The organism is Rhodanobacteraceae bacterium (genome assembly GCA_016713135.1).
Taxonomy (GTDB): Bacteria; Pseudomonadota; Gammaproteobacteria; order Xanthomonadales; family SZUA-5; genus JADKFD01.
This window is the reverse complement of sequence record JADJPR010000001.1, coordinates 307024-324027: the sequence shown is the minus strand read 5'-3', so window position 1 is coordinate 324027 and position 17004 is coordinate 307024. Positions and strand designations below refer to the sequence as shown.

The following is a 17004-nucleotide window of genomic DNA, read 5'->3' as shown; positions in this document are numbered from 1 at the left end:
CGCCCGAGGCTTCGCGGACCGAACAGCTTCAGCGCAGCGACTCCTCCACGCGCATCAACTCCGCGTCGATGCGCGCACGCAGATAGGCGCTGCGGGTCTCCGCCGCGCTGATCGCAGCCGCATCGACCGCCACCGCTGGCGCGAACGCGCGCAGGGCGGCGGCCAGCCGCTGTGCTGGCCGTCCCTGCGCTGCCAGCAGCGCCAGGCCGATGCGTGCGTAGTCGGCGGCGCGTTCGCCGTCGCCGCGCGCGTGCGCCCGCTGCGCCAGCCACAGGGCGCTCTGCGGCGCGGCGAGGTCCAGGCGCGCGCGCTGGCGCCCGAGGATCTGCGCCAGGCGCGGGTCGGCGTCGGCCGCCGGATCCGCCGCCGCATCCAGCGCGGCAGCCGCAAGCGCCGGAGGCGCGTCGTCGCCGCCATAGCCGGCGAACACCGTGTGCGCGTCGGCGGCCGCGCTGCGCGCCTGCGCCGGCTCACCCAGCGCGAGCGCCGCCAAGCCCTGCAGGTAGCGCGCCTCCGCCCAGTCGCGCGCGCTGCGATCCTCGCCGTCGCCGCCGGCGTAGTGCGCCGCAGCCTGAGCCGCATACGCGGCCGCGACGTCCAGGCGACCGGCGGCGTGCAGGGCGCGCGCCAGCGTCAGCAGCGACTGCGCGTGGTAGCCGCTGTCGTCGCCGAACAGCCGCGCGCGCTGGGCGCGGTTGCGATCGGCGCGTTCGAGGTCCGCCGCCTCCGGCCCCAGCGCCAGCAGCACCTGCAGGCAACGGTCGAGCACATGCGCGCGCCACTGCGGCGTGACGCCGGACAGCGCGTCCAGGCGCACGAGAGCCTCCAGCGCGTCGTCCGCGGCGGCGCCGATCTCACCGCTGCGCACCCGGGTCAGCACACGGTAGTAAGCGAGGCTGGCGCGCATCCGCGGCGGGTCGTCGACGCTGTCGACCACCGCGAGCGCGGCCGCGTTGTGGCGCTGGGACTCGGCGTAGTGACCGCGTTCGCGCGCCAGGTCCATGCGCAGCGTGTGCAGGTGGAAACCCTGGCCGATGGCGTCCAGCTCCGCCGCGGAATAGTCGCGCGCCAGCTGTTCCAGCCGCGCCTGGGCAGCATCGTAGTCGCCACTGTAGAACAGCACGCCGGCGTGCCGCAGGCGGGTGTCGATGCGCCGCACGCGGTCGATCTCGGGCAGGCGCTCGTGCAGTTCGACCGCGCGCGCAAAGGCGCGCACTGCATCGCGCCGGCTGCCGGCCACGGTGAACACGCGGCCGAGGCGCAGGTAGAGGTCGGCCTGCACGCGCGGCTGGTCGGCGAGTTCGGCGTCGATCCGCTCGAGCCCACGGCGCGCCAGGTCGAGCGCGGTCGGCACGCTGCCCGGCGGGTCGCTGCGCCAGGGATCGGCGGAGACGAACACGTCTTCGAGGAAGCGCTGCACCGCCTGCGCGGCGCGGTTCGCCGCGAGCGCGCGCTCGGCCTGCTGCCAGGCGAGCGCGCTGCCACCGAGCAGGCCGGCGACCGCAATCGCGCCAGCCGCCAGGCGCCCGCGGTAGCGCCATGCGAGGCGGCGCCAGCGATAGCCGCGCTGGCGCCCGCGCGCCGCCACCGGCAGCCCGGCGCGGTAGCGGCGCAGGTCCTCGGTCAGCGCCGCGACGCTGGCATAGCGCGCGCCGGGCTCCGGGCGCATCGCCAGCGCGAGGATCGCATCCAGGTCGCCGCGCAACTGCGCCGGCGCGAAGCCCGGCAGGCCGCCGCGGCGCGCCAGCGCGACGCTCGCCGGCTCGGCGCCCTGCTGGGCGATGCGCAGGGCCTGGCGCGCCCCGATCGCTTGCTCGCGCAGCGCCGGCAGGCCGCCGGTCAGCAATCGATAGCCGAGCAGCGCCAGCGCATGCACATCGGTGGCGGTGCTGATCTCGTCGCCCAGCAACTGCTCCGGCGCCGCGTAGGCCGGCGTCATCGGCGCGAGGCCGGTGTCGGTGGCACCATCGCCGGTGTCCTCCAGCAGTCGCGCGATGCCGAAGTCGAGCAGGCGCGGCGAACCGCTGTGGTCGACCAGCACATTCGCCGGCTTGAGGTCGCGGTGCACCACCAGCTGCCGGTGCGCGTGCGCTAGCGCCTCGCCGATCCCGATCAGCAGATCGACCCGCGCCGCGAGCGATGCCTGGGTGCGCTCGCACCAGTGGTCGATGGGCTCGCCGTCGACGTATTCCATGACCAGGTAGGGCGCGCCATGCTCGTCGACACCGGCATCCAGGAAGCGTGCGATGTGCGGATGCGCCAAGCGCGCCAGCGCGCGTCGTTCGCGCTGCATGCGCCGCACCAGCGTAGCGCCGCGTGCATGCACGCGCTTGATCGCCACCTGCTGCTCGACCTGGCCGTCGCAGCGCTCCGCCAGCCAGACCTCGCCCATGCCGCCGCGACCGAGCGGACGCAGCAAGCGCCAGGCGCCGAGGACTTCGCCAACCGCCGACCCCGCGGGCGCCGTCTCGCCCGCGGTCGCGCTCGCGACCGCCGCCAGCATGCGCGCGAGGCGTCCCACGCGGCGCGCGGCCGCCGAGCGCGTGTCGGTGTCGCCGACTGGCGGGCGGCCTTCCGTCAGGTCCGCGATCAGCGCGTCGAATTCGGCGTCATCGCTCATCGTCGTCGTCGAGCATCTGCGCCATGCGCCGGAGCGCGCGGTTGAGCTTCATACGCACGCCGTCCGCGCTCTCACCCAGCTCGCTGGCGATCTCGCCGAAAGACAGGCCGAACTCGAAGCGCATCAGCACCAGCTCGCGGTGCGCGGGCTCGAGGCCGGCGAGCGCCTGTTCGTAGGCGAGCAGGCCATCGCGCCCAAGCGCAGCCTCCAGCGCCGAACCTGGCGGCTGCGGCAGATCGGCGAGCGCAGCGACCGGCTCGCGCCCGGCCTGCGGATGCGCGCGCCAGGCATCGCGGATCACATTCAGCAGGGCGGTCCGCACATAGCCATACAGCGCGCCGCCATGAGTGGACTCGAACTGGTCGAGGCGCCCGATCACACGCAGCAGCGCGGTCTGCACCAGGTCGCCGGTGTCGGCCTGGTCGCGCAGGCCCGGCGGCATGCGCCCGTGCGCCCAGCGCCGCAGCAAGGGATCCAGACGCGCATACAGGTCCTCGCGCGCCCGGCGGTCGCCGTCGCGCCAGCGCCGCAGCAACAGCGCGGTGGTGTGCTCCTCGCCCATGCGCCCGCGTTCGCCACACTCCTGGACCGGTCCCGCACCATTCTGTCCGCTTCGGGCGCGCCGGGATAGCCAGCCTGACCAGCGGGGATGGGGATGCCTTGACCGGGATCAGCACGGGTGCGGGCAAACCTGGCGCGCGGCTCAATCGAAACCATCGGCGAACATGAAATCGACCTCGTAGGAACCCTGGTCCACGGCGGGCCCGATCTGCCGCGGGCGACCGTCCAGGTCGCGGCTGCCGACGCTGTTGTTGACCCCGGCATCGATCGCCGGCGAAGTCCTGCGCAGGCGCTGGTCGCTGGCGCTGACGAACTGCGGGTCTGCCGTGCTGTTGCCCTGGCTGCCCCCGTCAGCCATGCAGCAGAAGCTGCCCAGATTGTTTTGCGTCAGCAGCGCGAAGAAGGCTCCCAGGTCCATGCCGCCACCCAGGTTGCCGCTGAGGATGTTATTCCACGCAGAGACCGGGCTGACGTTGCTGAGGTCCACCGCATAGGTGCCGGCACCTGCACTGATGTTTGCGGTCACGGTGTTGTTGCTGAGGACAACCGCGCCACCAGCAGGCGCGTAGACCGCACTGCCGGTGACGGCCTGGTTGTCGACGAACAGGTTGTTGCGCAGCGTGCGCTCGCCACCGCCGAGGTACACCGCGCCGCCATTCACATTGGCGCGGTTGCTCCGGAACACCAGATTTTCCAGCCTGACCGGGCCGCTGCCGAAGATCGCCAGGCCGCCACCATTACCGTAGAACAGGGAGCTCATCATCTGGCGCCCGCCGCGGATGGTCAGCCAGCTCAAATTGGTCTCGCCGCTGCCGCTGCCGCTGCGATGGATCACCAGGCCCGCGCGCTGTCCTTCGCCATCGATGACGCTCGCGCTCGGGTCGTAACCCGGCAAGTCGCAGGGGCCGATCAAAGGCAGCCAGCCGCCGGAAATGGCGATGTTGTCGTCGGGGGCAAACACCGCGCGGCCGAACCCGTTCGGTGGCGACGGATAGATGCCCGGGCGCATCCGGATCTGGTCGTTGGTGTCCGAATTGCTGGCTGCGGTTTCGATGGCCTCCTGCAGTGCGGCCGAGTTGGAAACACAGAAATTCGCCGCCGCAAGCGGCAGCGCCAACGCAGCCAACGGCGGCAGCGCAAGGCAGACGATCCAACGCATGGTTGCTTCCCAGATCCGGGGCGGAATGCCCGGTTCGCGGGATCCAACGCAAGGCAGCGGGAAAAGCGAACGCAGCCGGCCGAATCCGCCGCCACGGCGCCACCAGCGCGCGCGCCCCAAGCCGCGAACCCGCACACACAGACCGCACCCTGGCCAGCCACGGCGGTTGCGCAATCGGGCCCCGCCCGGCATCGGCCTTTGCCATTCGTATGCGCAGACCATCGAGCGCTACCAGAGCGCCGGCGAGATCGGCGCGGCGAAGGCCGCAAGGCGGGCGCCGCCTACCGCATGCGCGATGGCAGCATGGTCTACGTGCCCGCGGGCGCCGACTGAGCGGCGCTCGCCGCGGGCGCGGCCGGTCAGTACAGCCAGCCGGTGCGGAATGACACGCCGATCACGACAAAACCCACCGAAAGCACGGTGACGAAGACGATATGCGCCGCCAGCCATGGCAGCGTGGCGACGCTCAGGCGCGGGATCAGGCGCAGACGCGCATGCACCGCCACCGGCAGCAGCAGGGCGAGCAGCAACAGCTTGAGGCCGATCGGCCTGGCCAGCGGCTGGGAGGGATCGAACCAGTGCCAGGGATCCGGCAGATGGGCGTGCGCCAGCGCGATGCCGGTCGCGACTTGCAGCAACAGCGCCGGCAGGCCGAGGCGCTCGTAGCGGCGTTCGAACTGCAGCAACTCATCGATGCGCCGCTCGCGCAGCGCCTGCGGCAGGATCGCCAACGCCAGCACCAGATGCCCGCCGGTCCACACCGTCGCACCGAGCAGGTGCAACAGCAGGACCAGGCTCATCGCGCCCGGTCCGGTTGCGCCGCGCTGGATTCGAAGCCGTCGGCATGCAGCGCATCGCCCAGCGCAAGCACCGTGCGTGCCATCTGGATCGGGGCGCCGCGGCCGGTCTGCTGCCACAGGCTGTGCAGGGTGTTGCCCCAGTGGTCGCTGGTGTTGCCGTCGCGCAAATGCTCGATGTACCCGCGCGGCAGGCTTTGGTAGTAGAGCGTGGCGACGATGCGATCGCTGCCGCCCGGCAGCGGCGTGCGCCGCTCGTGCCAATACTGGCCGTCGGCGTAGGCGATGCCGACCGCCGGCGCGCCGCCGGCCTCGAAGCTCGCGTTGGCGTAGCCGCGCGGCGGGATTCGGGTGTCCTTGACGATGCTGTCGGCGAGCGCCATGTGCGAGGTCTGGCCGGCGGGCAGTCCGGTCACACCGGCCGCACTGCTGCTCAGCCCGACCAGCATCTCGTAGACCACGGTGCTGGCTTCGTCCAGCGTCGCCGTGTCCAGGTCGTAGCCGCCGTGCTCGGCCAGCAGCGCGCCGGTGGCGTCGAGGAAGCGCAGGTTCAGCCACACCCGGCGGCCTTCGATGTGTCCGGTCGGCAGCTTGTGCCCGCTGTGGTTGACCACTCGCGCGACCAGCTCGCCCGCGTCCAACCCAAGTTCCACGTCGGCGGCGCGCTGCAGCATCGACAGCGCCCGCGCGCGGCCGGCGGCGATCGCGCCCTGGTCTACCGATGGGTCGCCGGCGGTGTGCGCCGCGATCAGGTCCAGCGAGGGCACCGCGGCGCCGGCGAATTCGTGGCTGGGCAGATCGCTGCGCAGCGCGCCCCAGCTGCAGGCGCTGCCGCTCCGGGTGGGCATGTGGCAATCCTGGCAGCTGGCCACCACCGGGCCACGCGCGCCGCCGAAACGACCGCCGAGGTCGACGCCGCCCGCGGCGAAGGCGGACAGCTTCCATTCGGTGTAGGTGCGTTCCAGCGGGAACTGGGTCCATGGGTCGCCGCTCGGCGCGGGCGTGTCGACCGCGTTGTAGCGGTAGCTGCCGTCGGGCTGGCGCGTGGTGGCGACATTGCCGACATCGTGGCAGGTGCCGCACATCCGGCTCTCGCGATGGAATGGCGAAACCAGCATCGCGTGCGGCGGCGCGGCGTCCGCGCGCGGCCCGCGCCGGCGGTCCTGCGGGTCGAGCACGAACATCGCATTGGCAAAGTGCTGCGGCACCGATGCCAGTCCGGCCAGGATCGCGGCGTCTTCCGCGGGACTGATCCCCGGCCGATAGACCGGGTCGACCATCTGGTGGCAGAAGTGGCAGCTCACGCCTTCCTGGTCGTGCGCGTCGAGCGTGCTGCCGGTGGGTTGCTGCACATGGCCGCTGGCGACTGATACTGGCACGTGGCAGCGCAGGCAGTAGCTGCCGACATTGGACACGTCCTGATTCGCAGTCGCCATCTGCGCATAGAACAGCGGATCGCGGCCACCCAGCGCCATCAGGCTGCCGGCCCAGGTCGCCCAGGGTTCGGTCTGCGCGTCGTATCCGCCATGGCAGACCTTGCAGACGTTCGCCGACTGCAGCAGCGTGGGCGCGATATCGCCCACCTGGGTGCCGGGCACGCGGAAATCCTGTTGTGTCAGCGGTAGCGGCAACTGCGCCAGTGCGGGGGCTGCGGACAGCAGCGCGAACAAAATCCAGGCTGCGAATCGCATCGACCGTCCTCGGACCCGTGGGATGCACCGACGGTAGGCGCTTGGGCCGGACGGGCGCACTGACTCCGGTCAAGTGCGATCCGGTCCGAGTCCCGCGCTTGGGCGTTCCGTCGCAGCTCTGGTCGGGTAGATGCCGCAACCGCACGCTGGCGAGATTGCTCCGTTTCCACGGGGCGCTGGCTGCCTACCTGCAGATCCTGCGCCGCTGGCCCGAGGACCGGCCGCGCGATCCACGCCGGCATCGGCGACAACGCCTACTGGGGCTTGCTGCGCCCGCACCTCGACCACGACCGCAGCGCGCGACTGGTCGCACGCCTGAGCGGCAGTTCAGGGAGCGCCGGGCTGACGCCAATCCCAGACCATCACTTCCCAGCGCTCGCCGCTGACCGGGTCCAGATACTGGTGCAGGGTCTCGAAACCGACGCGGCGGTGCGCGCGCAGCGAGCGCGGATTGCGCTGCGAGACTTCGGTCACGGTGAAGTCGAACTCGCCCGAGTAAGCGCGGCGCAGTTCACGGTAGAGGCCGTCGAAGACGCCCATGCCGCGGAAATCGCGGGCTACGCAGACCTGGCCCATGACGAACCAGCGCGGATTTCCCGCGAGCGCCTCGCCGCGCCAGCGCAGTCCGTCGAGCAACGCGAACATCGGCTGCAGCACCGGCACGCGGTCGCGAAACGCCTGCGCCATCATCAGGCAGTAGCCGGCCAGGCGATCGCCCGACCACGCCACCGCCGAGGGATGGGCCCGGTTCATCGATTGCAGCACCGACGGGTCGTGGCGCACGCTCGTGAAGCCCTCGCTCGCGGCGGTGGCGGCGTCGACGTGGTCGCGGTGGTTTTCGGCCTGAAGCGCGAGGATCTGTTCGACCTCCCGCGCTTCGGCGACCGTGGTGAACCGGAAGTCCATGTGGGTGCCTGGCGACGAGCGAGCCGGGAAGTGTGCCTTGCGGAGCGCGGGGAAGGAAGGTCATAGGCGGCGAGGCGGGCCTGCCGAGGGGACCGAGGCTCCGCGAGCGCCGCCGAGCAACTAGTGTGGTGTTCCGTAATTAAGTTGAAGAAATTTCCGATGAATTTTGCGGCGAGGCAAGGCGAGAGGAGGGTGAAAGCCGGCGGCTTGCGCGGCATGCCGCGCGCCGGCTTGAACGCCCGCAACTGGTTGCGGGCCGGAACCGGAGGTCATAGCAGGGCTATGGCGACGACGAGCAACGCCCCATCGGCGCAAAAGGCGCGGAAATAATTCAAGGTAATTACGGAACACCACACTAGACTGAGGAGTAGAGGGCCATGCGGAGTGCGTGCGGGACGCTTGACGGCATCCGGCCGCAGCCACACCGCGCCACACCATGCACAAGAGGTGGCTTTGGATTTCCTATCCTTTGGCGACGGTCGATCCCTCTTGCACACCGGAAACCCGACTTGAACATCCGCACCGCCCTGTTGCTCACCGTGTTCACCGCACCACTGGCCGCCGCCGAGCTGCGCCTCGCCGATCCTGCGTACCTCGCGACGATCCGCGACGACGAGGCGACGCTGCCGCGTGGATTCGCACCGGAAGAACGTGTGCGCTGGCGCCTGCCGGATCTCTCGCAGATGCCGCTGGCGCCGCCGGGCGGCAGTGTCGACACGCCCGCCGAATACGAACGCAACGCCGGCCTGCTGATCCGCTGGGGTTCGCAGAACGCGCTGCTGACGGAAATGGCGGTGGCGATGACCAACAACGAACCCGACATGATCCTGTACGTGGTCGTGTCCAGCGCGCTGCAGTCTTCGGCGACGACCACGCTCGCGAACGCCGGTGCCAATTTGTCGCGCGTGCAGTTCATCGTCGGCCCCAGCGACAGCGTGTGGATGCGCGACTACGGCCCGCGCTACATCGCCGAGAACGGCCGGCGCTCGATGGTCGATCACGTCTACAACCGCCCGCGCCCGCTCGATGACGCGGTGCCCGGGCTCGTGGCGCAGCAGACGGGCGAGACCAAGTTCGACATTCCATTGACGCACGGTGGCGGCAATTTCCACCTGTTCGCCGACGGCAGCGCCTACATGACGCGGCTGATCGTCAACGAGAATCCGGGCCTGAGCGAACAGCAGATCCGCGACTACTACATGGCCTACCAGGGCCTCGACGTCACCCTGACCGATCCGCTGCCGGCCAGCTTCGATTCCACCCAGCACATCGACATGTGGATGCTGCCGGCCGACGGCGACCGCGTGATCGTCAACGAGTACCCGAACACCGGCGGCGTCTACAGCGTGCCGCGCCAGGTGACCGAGGCCACCGCCACGTTGCTGGCCAATCGTAGCAAGACCGTGCTGCGCCTGCCCGGCTGGCGCGCCAGCAACAGCCACTACACCTATGCGAACGCGGTGATCCTCAACAACACCGTGCTGATGTGCAATTTCAACGGCTACACGGCGGAAAACGCCAACGCACTCGCGGTCTTCCAGCAGGCCTTCCCGGCGCGCACCATCGTGCCGGTCAACTGCTCGACCATCATCAGCCTGGCCGGCGCGATCCACTGCATCGTCATGCACATGCCGGAAGTGCTCACGGATGTGCTGCTGCGCACCGGTTTCGAGTGAAGTCTCACCGGGCCTCCCTACCCGCGAGGGATGAATCGTGCTCGCTCCGTCCGCGGGCGAAGAGTCCGGGAAGCGAAGGGTGAAGCGGCACGAGCGCCCTGGCGGCTTCCCGCGAGCGCGCGCGCACCGCGGACGCGCGACCGGAAGCCGCGCCGCTGACTCTGCTCAGGGGCAGCTGCTCGCCAGGAATCCCGAGGTGTGCGCATTGCCACGACAGGTACGGCTGCCGGCACCGGAGACGCTGCCGCCGATCAGGTCGTTCTGCAGCAGGAACAAGCTCGTGCCGCTGGCGACGCTGGCGAGCGCATCCGCGCCCGCGTGGACCGTGCTGGCGACGACTCTCACCGATGCGAGCGAACCACCCGGCGGCGTCAGCGTCTGCAGCGTGGTCGCCACCGCATACAGCTCGCTGTGGCGCAGTTGCACCGATCCCTTCGCGAGTTGCAGCCCGATGCAGTTGCTGCTGCTGCCATCGCAGGTGAGCGTGGCGTTACGGATATCGAGATTGTGGCGCGCGCCGGTCGCGGACGGATCGGCATTGACGATCAGCAGCGAATCGGCGCCCGGGGCATTGCTGTAGCGGCTGGCGATGCGGGTGCCATCGAGCTCGGCGGAACTGCTGCCGAGCAGCACCAGCATCACGCACGATGCGCAGCCGCCGCCGCCGATCAGCTCGCTGGCGCGGTCCTGCCAATGGGCCGTGCCGGACAGTTCCACCACGGTGAACGAGCCGCTGGCAATCTCGCGAGCCTCGACGCGCAGCCCGTCGCTGCGCAGCGAGCCGCCGAAAAGGCGCATCCCGTAAATGGCTTCCCCGTAGGCGCGCAGTTCGCTGCGCGATATCCGCGCCGGCAGCGCCGTCAGATCGAGCGCGCGGCTGCCCTTGCCATCGGCGAGCACGTCGGAATCGAACAGTGCGAGGCTGCCGCCATTGGCGAGCAGCCCGTAGTTGGCACTGCTGCCACCAGCGACCGCGACGTCGACCCGCCGCAAGTCCAGGTGCGCCGCGCTCGCGCTGATCGCGGTCGCGGTCGCGCCGCTGCCGGTCAGGCGCAGGCCGAGGTCGGCCACCACGCACGGCGCTGCGCTGGCGCAGGCGCTGCCGGCGCTCAGCAACGGCGAGTTGCTGGCGGCGCCGCTGCGTACCAGCACGGTGGCCGCAGCGCCGAAGCCGTGCAGTTCCACGTGGGAGCGCAGCACGATCGGACTGCTGACCGGGTACTCCCCGGGCATGATCCAGACCCGGCAGGGTTCCGCAGCGCTGGGATTTGTGCACCAACTGGCGAGCGCCGCCAGGGCGGCTTGCGGCGTCGGGTAGCTTCCGCCGGCGAGAGCCACGATGGCAACGTTGCGGAACTGTGGCACGCGCGCGCCGGGAAGCACCGACAGTCGGTTGCCGGCGTCGATGCCGATCGTACTGTTGTCGACGCGCGCAGCGATCTGGTTGCTGCCGACGACGATACCGGCGCCTTCGCCGATGTTGAGCACACCGCTGTCGAGCATCAGCCCGGCGCCCTCCGCTACCACCAGCGCGCCGCCCTGGAAGGCCAGCCCGGCGCCGGCATTGACCGCCACCGAGTCGGCGGAGACCGTGATGCCGTTGCCGCCACCGATGTCCAGTTGCACGCTGGCGCCATCGCCGAGCGCATTGTTGCTGGTCCCGCCGCCGAGGCCGGCTCCGGCGGTCACCGTCAAGGCCTGGTTTCCGGCCACCGCCTGTCCCGCCCCGACGCCGAAATCGACGGCGATACTGCGCGCGGTGCTGCCATCGTAGCTGCCGCCGGTCAGGCCGGCACCTGGCGCGAGCACGGCGTGAACATGGCTGGCGGCGGCAAAGTCGTCCGGCATGAAGCCGAGCATGGTCTGCGCCTGCAGCGCATACAGCGACTGCGGCGCGGGAGCGACCGCGATCAGCGGCAGGAGATCGGTGTAAGCCCCGCTGCTGGCACCCGGACGCACCGACACCTGCACCCAGCGACGTTCGCCGACGAACTCCACATCCGGCGGATCGACGCTCAAGTGGAACACGCCGGTCTCGACCGGCACGTCGGCGATGTCGAGCGCCGGCCCGGTGGGATTGCCGCTGCCGAGGTCCGGACCATCGTAGAAGCGCACGCGGAAGTCGTAGACACCCTGTGCCGGCGCGCCGGCGTCGCGCAAACTGCCCTGCAGGGAAATCGGATCGCCGAGCGGAATCTGCGCCGCGGTCGGACCGACCCACGCCGCGAAGAGCAGCAAAAGCGGGAACAGGCGGGTCGACATGGCAGGTGCTCCGGATTCGGTCGTTGTCGCCCCCTCTGCACGCGGCGTGCCAGCTCGACGGGGGCGCGCAAGCCCTGACTGTACGTGCCGCGCGCCTGTTGTCGTCTCAACAGCGCGACGCCGGCGTCGCAGACCTGCGACGGGCCGGGCGTGCTCGACCGCCGTGGTGCAGTTTGCGCGCCGTCGTCGAGCTGGCACGCCGCGTGCAGAGGAGGCGACAACGACCGGATGCGACCACCATGAGCCTTCTGACCTGTCCCGTGTTGCTGTTCGCACTGACTGCCGGCGATTCCGGCCCATACCGGATCGAGCGCCTGTCGGTCGACCCCGGTGGCCGTGCCTCGGCCGCTGCATTCGAACTCGAGCTGGCGACCGCCAGCAGTGGCCGCACAACTGGAGGCCCCTACGAGCTGGTGCTGGGACCGATCGGCGGAACCGAAGCGACAACGCCGGCGCCCTTGCTGTACGCGAACGGCTTCGAATAGGGTGCGCCGGCGAAACCGGCCAGACGCACCGGGCCCTCAGAGCGCCTGCTCGAAGCCGTCGGCGTGCACGCGATCGCAGCGCAGCTCCGCCTGGGCCGCAACCACCAGATCGGTTCCGTTCGACAACTCGAGCGTGAACACCAGCTGCGACTGGTCGTTGAACACGGCCACGCCGCCGTCGTCCAGGCTCGCGCGCTCGGCCGTGTTCCCGTCGTCGAGGAAGTGAACCGCGGACACGCTGTGCGGAGCGTGTCCGAACGCGGCCGCCGACTGCCCTTCGCGCACGATCAGTTCGCCGTTGCCGAGCGCGTCGTAGACCCAGATGCCGGCATCGTTCGCGCTGGTGATGCCACCGCCCGGGTTGAGCAAACCGAAAAAGGCCACCTGGCCGCAGGCGTTGACCAGCGCCTGCGTGCGGAACTGGCTGAACACGCCAGCCACATTGGGCGCGACATTGGGTGCAGCGTCGCCCTCGCGCACCAGGACGGAAAGCGCCTGGGTGTCGGTCTCGAGCAGGATCGCGTCGTGCGTGAAAGCCTGCAGTTCGGCCTTGAATGCGATGGCGTGTCCGGCCATCGCCGGGTGCTGCAACTGGCTGAAGCTGTCGCCGCCGGGCGCCGGGCCGAAGCGCCGCGCGAGCACCCGGAAGCCGATCGCCGCGCTGACGTACAGCCCGTTGTTGTCGCGGAATGCGACGGTTCCGTGGCGATCGATGCTCGGCGCCTGCAGGCCGCTCAACGTGCCCCCTCCCGGCACCGCATCGCCTTCCTTGGCCACCAGTTGCGGCGCTGCGCCAGGCACGCTCCGGTAGATGGCTTTGGTGCTGCCCAGGCCGACCGTGTCGAGCACGTCGGCGATGAACGCGACGCTGCTGCCCGCGACCGGAGCGAAATTGTTGCCGCTGTCGGAAAAGCGGTGCAGCACATGGTTGACGCCGAAGCCCGGGGCGGCGTCTCCGGCGCGTGCGCGCAGAAACAGGCTGCCTGCGTCGCCGTACCAGATGCCTTCGCAGTTGTAGCCCGGCGCCGCCGGATTGCACTGGGTGTTCCCGCCCGCCAGGCCGGCGAGCAGCGAGACATTCCCGAGCGACAGGCGCAGGCTGTTGAGGAAGGCGCCATTGAAGGTCACACCGGCCCCGGCGCCAGGTGCAGGCGTGACCGTCGACTGGCCGATCACCAGGTGCCCGCCAGCAGCGGCCAGCATGTCGAACTGGCGATTGCTCGTGGTGATACCCGGCCCACTGACGTTGGCCCGGTAAAGCAGACCGCCGTGGCGACCTGCCGCCGGCTGCAGGAAGGTGACGTTCAAGGCCGGATTCCAGGGGGCGGGCGATCCCACCCGCAGCAATTCGACCTGTTCGGTGTAGAGCGCCCAGACGCTGCCGGTGCGCATGTAGTGCACCGCTCCGTCCTCGGCGAGGCGTGGATCGCGCAGCACGTCGCCGGCCTGCGCCGCGACCACGCGGAAACTCGCGGCGTGGGCCGGGAGCAGGGTCGACAGGAGAAGGCATGGCACGACCCAGGCCATTCCGGCGCGCGCGCGACCCAAGCCCGTCACAACCGTCGGAGCCAGGCATGGCGCCGGTCGAGAACTGAAGGCGGATCCAGTCATGGTCGTCACCTCGACGACGATGATACCGCCGACGTCCTGGTCTTCGGCACCCTGTCCGGCGCAAGCAAAAGAATCACTCGAAGCCGTTCTGGAAGATCAGCGGTGTCTGCGCCGGTGGTGCGTCGATGGTCTGGCTGGCCGAGTTGTTCGCCGGGAGCGGGTCGCTGGCGGTGCCATCGGCGCTGACCTGCGCCTGCATGGCGCCGGGCGAGACGCTCTGCGCCCACTGCGCGCTGACCACGAAGGTCATCGGCGTGCGGTTCGGCAGCAGTCCGGCGTTGGTCAGCCGGACCACGTTGCCGGCCTCGATGGCGAGGAAGCCGCCGCAGGGCAATGGCGAGCGGTCGCAGGACGCTGCCTGCACGACGAGTCCATCCGGCAGGTCGAGCGCAAAGCTGAACCCGCTGGCCTGGCTCGGGCCGCTGTTGCCGACCACCGCGGTGACCGTGAGGGTCTGCCCGGACCAGGCGTGGCTCAGCGAGCTGACGGCGAGATCGGTGCTGCGCACGATCGGCGCCTGGTACTGCACCGTGTCGTTGAGCGGATTCGGGTCGCGCGTGCCGCCAACCGCCAGCGGCGTCCAGACGCGGCCGTTGACGGTCAGCAGGCCGTCGCCGGCGAGTTCGGTCAGCGTGCCCGTGGCGAAGAAGGTGGCGGTGCCGCCGAGCGGCAGGCTCAGCGCGGCGTCGATTTCGGAACCGATGCAGGCACCGAAGCAGGGGATCAACGGCGTGCAACTGCCGCCGGCGGAAGCGCTGCAACCCCAGGCCGGATTGTCCAGGCTGTCGGTCAGGCCAGTCGGCAGAGCCGCCTGGAAACGCCCGTTGCCGGTCGCCACCGGACCGAGGTTGGTGATCGTCCAGCTGAGGTTGACGGTACTGCCGGCCACCGGCATCGACGGGCCGCTGACGCTGGCCGACAGGTCCGACAGCGCCGGTGCGCTGGCGCCGCAGCCGAGGTCCAGCGACCAGTCGTGCAACTGGCCGGTGTCGCCGCCCGCCTGGTCCTGCACCAGGAGTTTCCATGCGCCGCTGCTGGAGGCGCCGTTGTTGCCGGTGGTGCGTCGGCCGATCAGTTGCGACAGCGCCTGTGCCGGGCGCAGGTCGCCCGACAGCGCCGGCTGGTTCAGCGGCTGGCCGCACGCGTTCTGGCCCTCGCGCAATGCGTCGTCGGCGTACACCGCGAGCACGTCGCGGCGGCCGCAGCTACCCGGGCTGCCGCCGGCACTGCCGGGCACGCGGTCGACCAGGTCGACGATGCCCTCGCTTCCACCGATGAATACGCGGCCATTCGGATCGGTGAGGGTGATGCGCAAATCGCCGACGAAAGCGTGTTCGAGGTCGATGCCGACGCGCACGCCGGTGATGAAGTTGCAACTGCCCGGATTGACCAGGTTCAGGGTGCTCTCGACACTGCCGTTGTCCGGGATCGCCGCATTACAGTTGCTGCCGCCGCCACTGCTGCAGCGCACGCCGGGCAGCGCCGGCTGGTCGGCGGTGACCACGAAGTTGGCCTGCACCTGGTTGCCGAGGCCCACCCAGCTGTTGTGCGCACGGATGCCGCCGACGTACAGGCGCGCGCTGCTGCTCTGGCCGGAGACAGCCGGCGCCAGCGTGCGTACGCGCAACTGGTCGCCGTTGCGCACCATCGTGGGCAGCCGGGTATAGCCGCCGCCATTGCGCGACAGTTCCCCGCCGAGGACATAGGCCGGCACATCGACGCCGTTGTCGAGGCCGCCGACCGTCACCACTTCGGAACGCACCTGCGTCGACGGCCGCGTCGAGACCCCGACGAAACTCATCGCACTGGGCGTCAGGTCCCATGCTGGCGCCGCGAAGGCCGAGCCGAACTGGCGGGTCAGCAGTGGGCGACGCACCACCGGCGTGGCGCTCGCAGCGTTGGGATAGCCGTGCACGATGGTGCTGGCGGAGAGGATGCGGCCGGCGCGGTCGAGCAGCACATCGCCTACCCTGTCCACGCCGTGCTGGCAATCGCTCGGGTGGAACACCGGCGTCAGCGGAAAGCGGCTGTGCTGGCCGTTGCTGCCGAAGCTGGTGTCGGGATCGCCGTTGGCCATTCGGCGCGCGAGGTGCAGGAACGCGTGCTGGCGACGGCAGTTGCCCGGTGCGATGTTGTGACGGCCGAGGATCACCATGCGTCCATCCGGCGCCGCCACCATGCCGTTGCTGAACAGTCCATCGCTTGCGCCGGGAGCTTGGAGGATGAAGGGGGCGATGGGTCCGGTACCGCCGTTGAACAGCCAGTGATGCACATTGGTCTCCAGTTGCGTGGCCTGCAGCCCGTCCGGCCACATCACGCGCATGCCGCGATCCGGCAGCAAAGCGAGCGCATTGCTGGAGAGCCAGGTCTCGCTGTACGAACGGAACAGCCCGGACTGGAGAATGAATGATTCGTCAAGGCTGCCGTCGGTGCGCAAACGGATCAGCCTCCACCGCAGGTTGAAGCGGTCGACCACAAAGGCGAGCAAGCCGATGCCGGGTTGCTCGACCAGCGCCTCGACCGCGCTGCGGTCGCTGTCGACGTTGAAACGTACGTAGCCACCGAAGGCAAGACTGCTGTCGAGTTCGCCAGTCGAAGTCAACCGCAACAAGGCAGGCTGAGTACGCTGTTGCGCTGCAACCAATGTCGCGCCAGCAACCGCCACTCGGCCGTCGCCCATCACCTCCAACCCAGCGCAACTGAAGTCGTCGAATCCAGCCGGCTCTGCGAAGTAGATCCCCGGGTTGCCCGAAGCACTTGCAAAGCTCGGATCGAGCTGGCCGTTGCTGAGGAAGCGCGCGACGAAAACCCAGGTGCGACTGGCGGTGGTACCAGCGTAGTTGCCGCAGACCAGCGCGCCCCCGTCCGGCAGCGCAACCAGGTCGGCCACGTCCATGTCGGTCCGTTGGTCAAGCACGCTGAAGCCGCTGCCGGCCCAGGCCGGATCGGCGCTGCCATTGGCCAGCAGGCGTCCGACGATGCCGCGGCGGCTGCCGATTGCGCCATCGGTGCCGGCGATCAGGATGCGCTCGTCGTGGTCCAGGCCGAGTCGGTCGAGGTACACGTCGTTGCTGCCGGGCGTGAGTCCGGGGAAGGGAATCAGGAGCTCACCATCGCCATCGAAGCTGGGGTCGAGGCCGGTCGGCTGCGCCTGCAATGGCGGCGACGACAGCCCGAACAGCAGCGCGAGCGTGGCAAGGAAGCGGGACATCGGGATCTCCGGACGAACGGGTCTG

General features: G+C 70.0%; 11 protein-coding genes. 2 read left to right on the top strand and 9 right to left on the bottom strand.

Going from position 1 to position 17004, the window contains the following annotated elements; translation table 11 throughout:
* Window positions 1-28 precede the first annotated feature (28 nt).
* The 6 genes from IPK27_01210 to IPK27_01185 form a co-directional block, all read right to left on the bottom strand.
* A complete protein-coding gene (locus tag IPK27_01210) occupies window positions 29-2620 on the bottom strand; it encodes a serine/threonine protein kinase (protein MBK8066274.1) in 2592 nt (863 codons plus the stop codon).
* On the bottom strand, window positions 2610-3182 hold the full coding sequence (locus IPK27_01205; GenBank protein MBK8066273.1) for a sigma-70 family RNA polymerase sigma factor: 573 nt from the start codon (window positions 3180-3182) through the stop codon (window positions 2610-2612). The genes IPK27_01210 and IPK27_01205 overlap by 11 nt, the downstream gene beginning before the upstream one ends.
* 141 nt (window positions 3183-3323) lie before the next feature.
* On the bottom strand, window positions 3324-4340 hold the full coding sequence (locus tag IPK27_01200; GenBank protein ID MBK8066272.1) for a right-handed parallel beta-helix repeat-containing protein: 1017 nt from the start codon (window positions 4338-4340) through the stop codon (window positions 3324-3326).
* 359 nt (window positions 4341-4699) lie between these two features.
* Window positions 4700-5140, bottom strand: coding sequence for a CopD family protein (locus IPK27_01195; GenBank protein ID MBK8066271.1), 441 nt, complete (start codon window positions 5138-5140; stop codon window positions 4700-4702).
* Window positions 5137-6828, bottom strand: a complete 1692-nt coding sequence (locus IPK27_01190; GenBank protein MBK8066270.1) for a hypothetical protein — start codon at window positions 6826-6828, stop codon at window positions 5137-5139. Before IPK27_01190 ends, IPK27_01195 begins: the two co-directional genes overlap by 4 nt.
* A gap of 327 nt (window positions 6829-7155) precedes the next feature.
* Complete coding sequence (locus tag IPK27_01185) at window positions 7156-7734, bottom strand: GNAT family N-acetyltransferase (protein MBK8066269.1); 579 nt, start codon at window positions 7732-7734, stop codon at window positions 7156-7158.
* Window positions 7735-8243: 509 nt separating this feature from the next.
* Here IPK27_01185 and IPK27_01180 point away from each other — a divergent pair.
* Window positions 8244-9410, top strand: coding sequence for an agmatine deiminase family protein (locus IPK27_01180; protein ID MBK8066268.1), 1167 nt, complete (start codon window positions 8244-8246; stop codon window positions 9408-9410).
* Between the two features lie 165 nt (window positions 9411-9575).
* Here the strand turns inward: IPK27_01180 and IPK27_01175 are convergent, their stop codons facing one another.
* A complete protein-coding gene (locus IPK27_01175) occupies window positions 9576-11672 on the bottom strand; it encodes a hypothetical protein (GenBank protein MBK8066267.1) in 2097 nt (698 codons plus the stop codon).
* Window positions 11673-11911: 239 nt separating this feature from the next.
* On the opposite strand from IPK27_01175, the gene IPK27_01170 reads away from it, so the two are divergent.
* Entirely contained in the window at window positions 11912-12157 is a 246-nt protein-coding gene (locus IPK27_01170) for a hypothetical protein (protein ID MBK8066266.1), read from the top strand.
* Between the two features lie 36 nt (window positions 12158-12193).
* On the opposite strand, the gene IPK27_01165 is transcribed toward IPK27_01170, so the two are convergent.
* Window positions 12194-13672 (bottom strand): hypothetical protein, encoded by a 1479-nt coding sequence (locus IPK27_01165; protein MBK8066265.1) that lies wholly within the window; start codon window positions 13670-13672, stop codon window positions 12194-12196.
* 169 nt (window positions 13673-13841) lie between these two features.
* Window positions 13842-16979 (bottom strand): proprotein convertase P-domain-containing protein, encoded by a 3138-nt coding sequence (locus IPK27_01160; GenBank protein MBK8066264.1) that lies wholly within the window; start codon window positions 16977-16979, stop codon window positions 13842-13844.
* Window positions 16980-17004: the final 25 nt, after the last annotated feature.

What these genes read in the sequence shown, in the direction of transcription:
- IPK27_01210 (MBK8066274.1), bottom strand. Translation starts at nt 2,620, where the DNA reads ATGAGCGATGACGCCGAATTCGACGCGCTGATCGCGGACCTGACGGAA.
- IPK27_01205 (MBK8066273.1), bottom strand. Translation starts at nt 3,182, where the DNA reads ATGGGCGAGGAGCACACCACCGCGCTGTTGCTGCGGCGCTGGCGCGAC.
- IPK27_01200 (MBK8066272.1), bottom strand. Translation starts at nt 4,340, where the DNA reads ATGCGTTGGATCGTCTGCCTTGCGCTGCCGCCGTTGGCTGCGTTGGCG.
- IPK27_01195 (MBK8066271.1), bottom strand. Translation starts at nt 5,140, where the DNA reads ATGAGCCTGGTCCTGCTGTTGCACCTGCTCGGTGCGACGGTGTGGACC.
- IPK27_01190 (MBK8066270.1), bottom strand. Translation starts at nt 6,828, where the DNA reads ATGCGATTCGCAGCCTGGATTTTGTTCGCGCTGCTGTCCGCAGCCCCC.
- IPK27_01185 (MBK8066269.1), bottom strand. Translation starts at nt 7,734, where the DNA reads ATGGACTTCCGGTTCACCACGGTCGCCGAAGCGCGGGAGGTCGAACAG.
- IPK27_01175 (MBK8066267.1), bottom strand. Translation starts at nt 11,672, where the DNA reads ATGTCGACCCGCCTGTTCCCGCTTTTGCTGCTCTTCGCGGCGTGGGTC.
- IPK27_01170 (MBK8066266.1), top strand. Translation starts at nt 11,912, where the DNA reads ATGAGCCTTCTGACCTGTCCCGTGTTGCTGTTCGCACTGACTGCCGGC.
- IPK27_01160 (MBK8066264.1), bottom strand. Translation starts at nt 16,979, where the DNA reads ATGTCCCGCTTCCTTGCCACGCTCGCGCTGCTGTTCGGGCTGTCGTCG.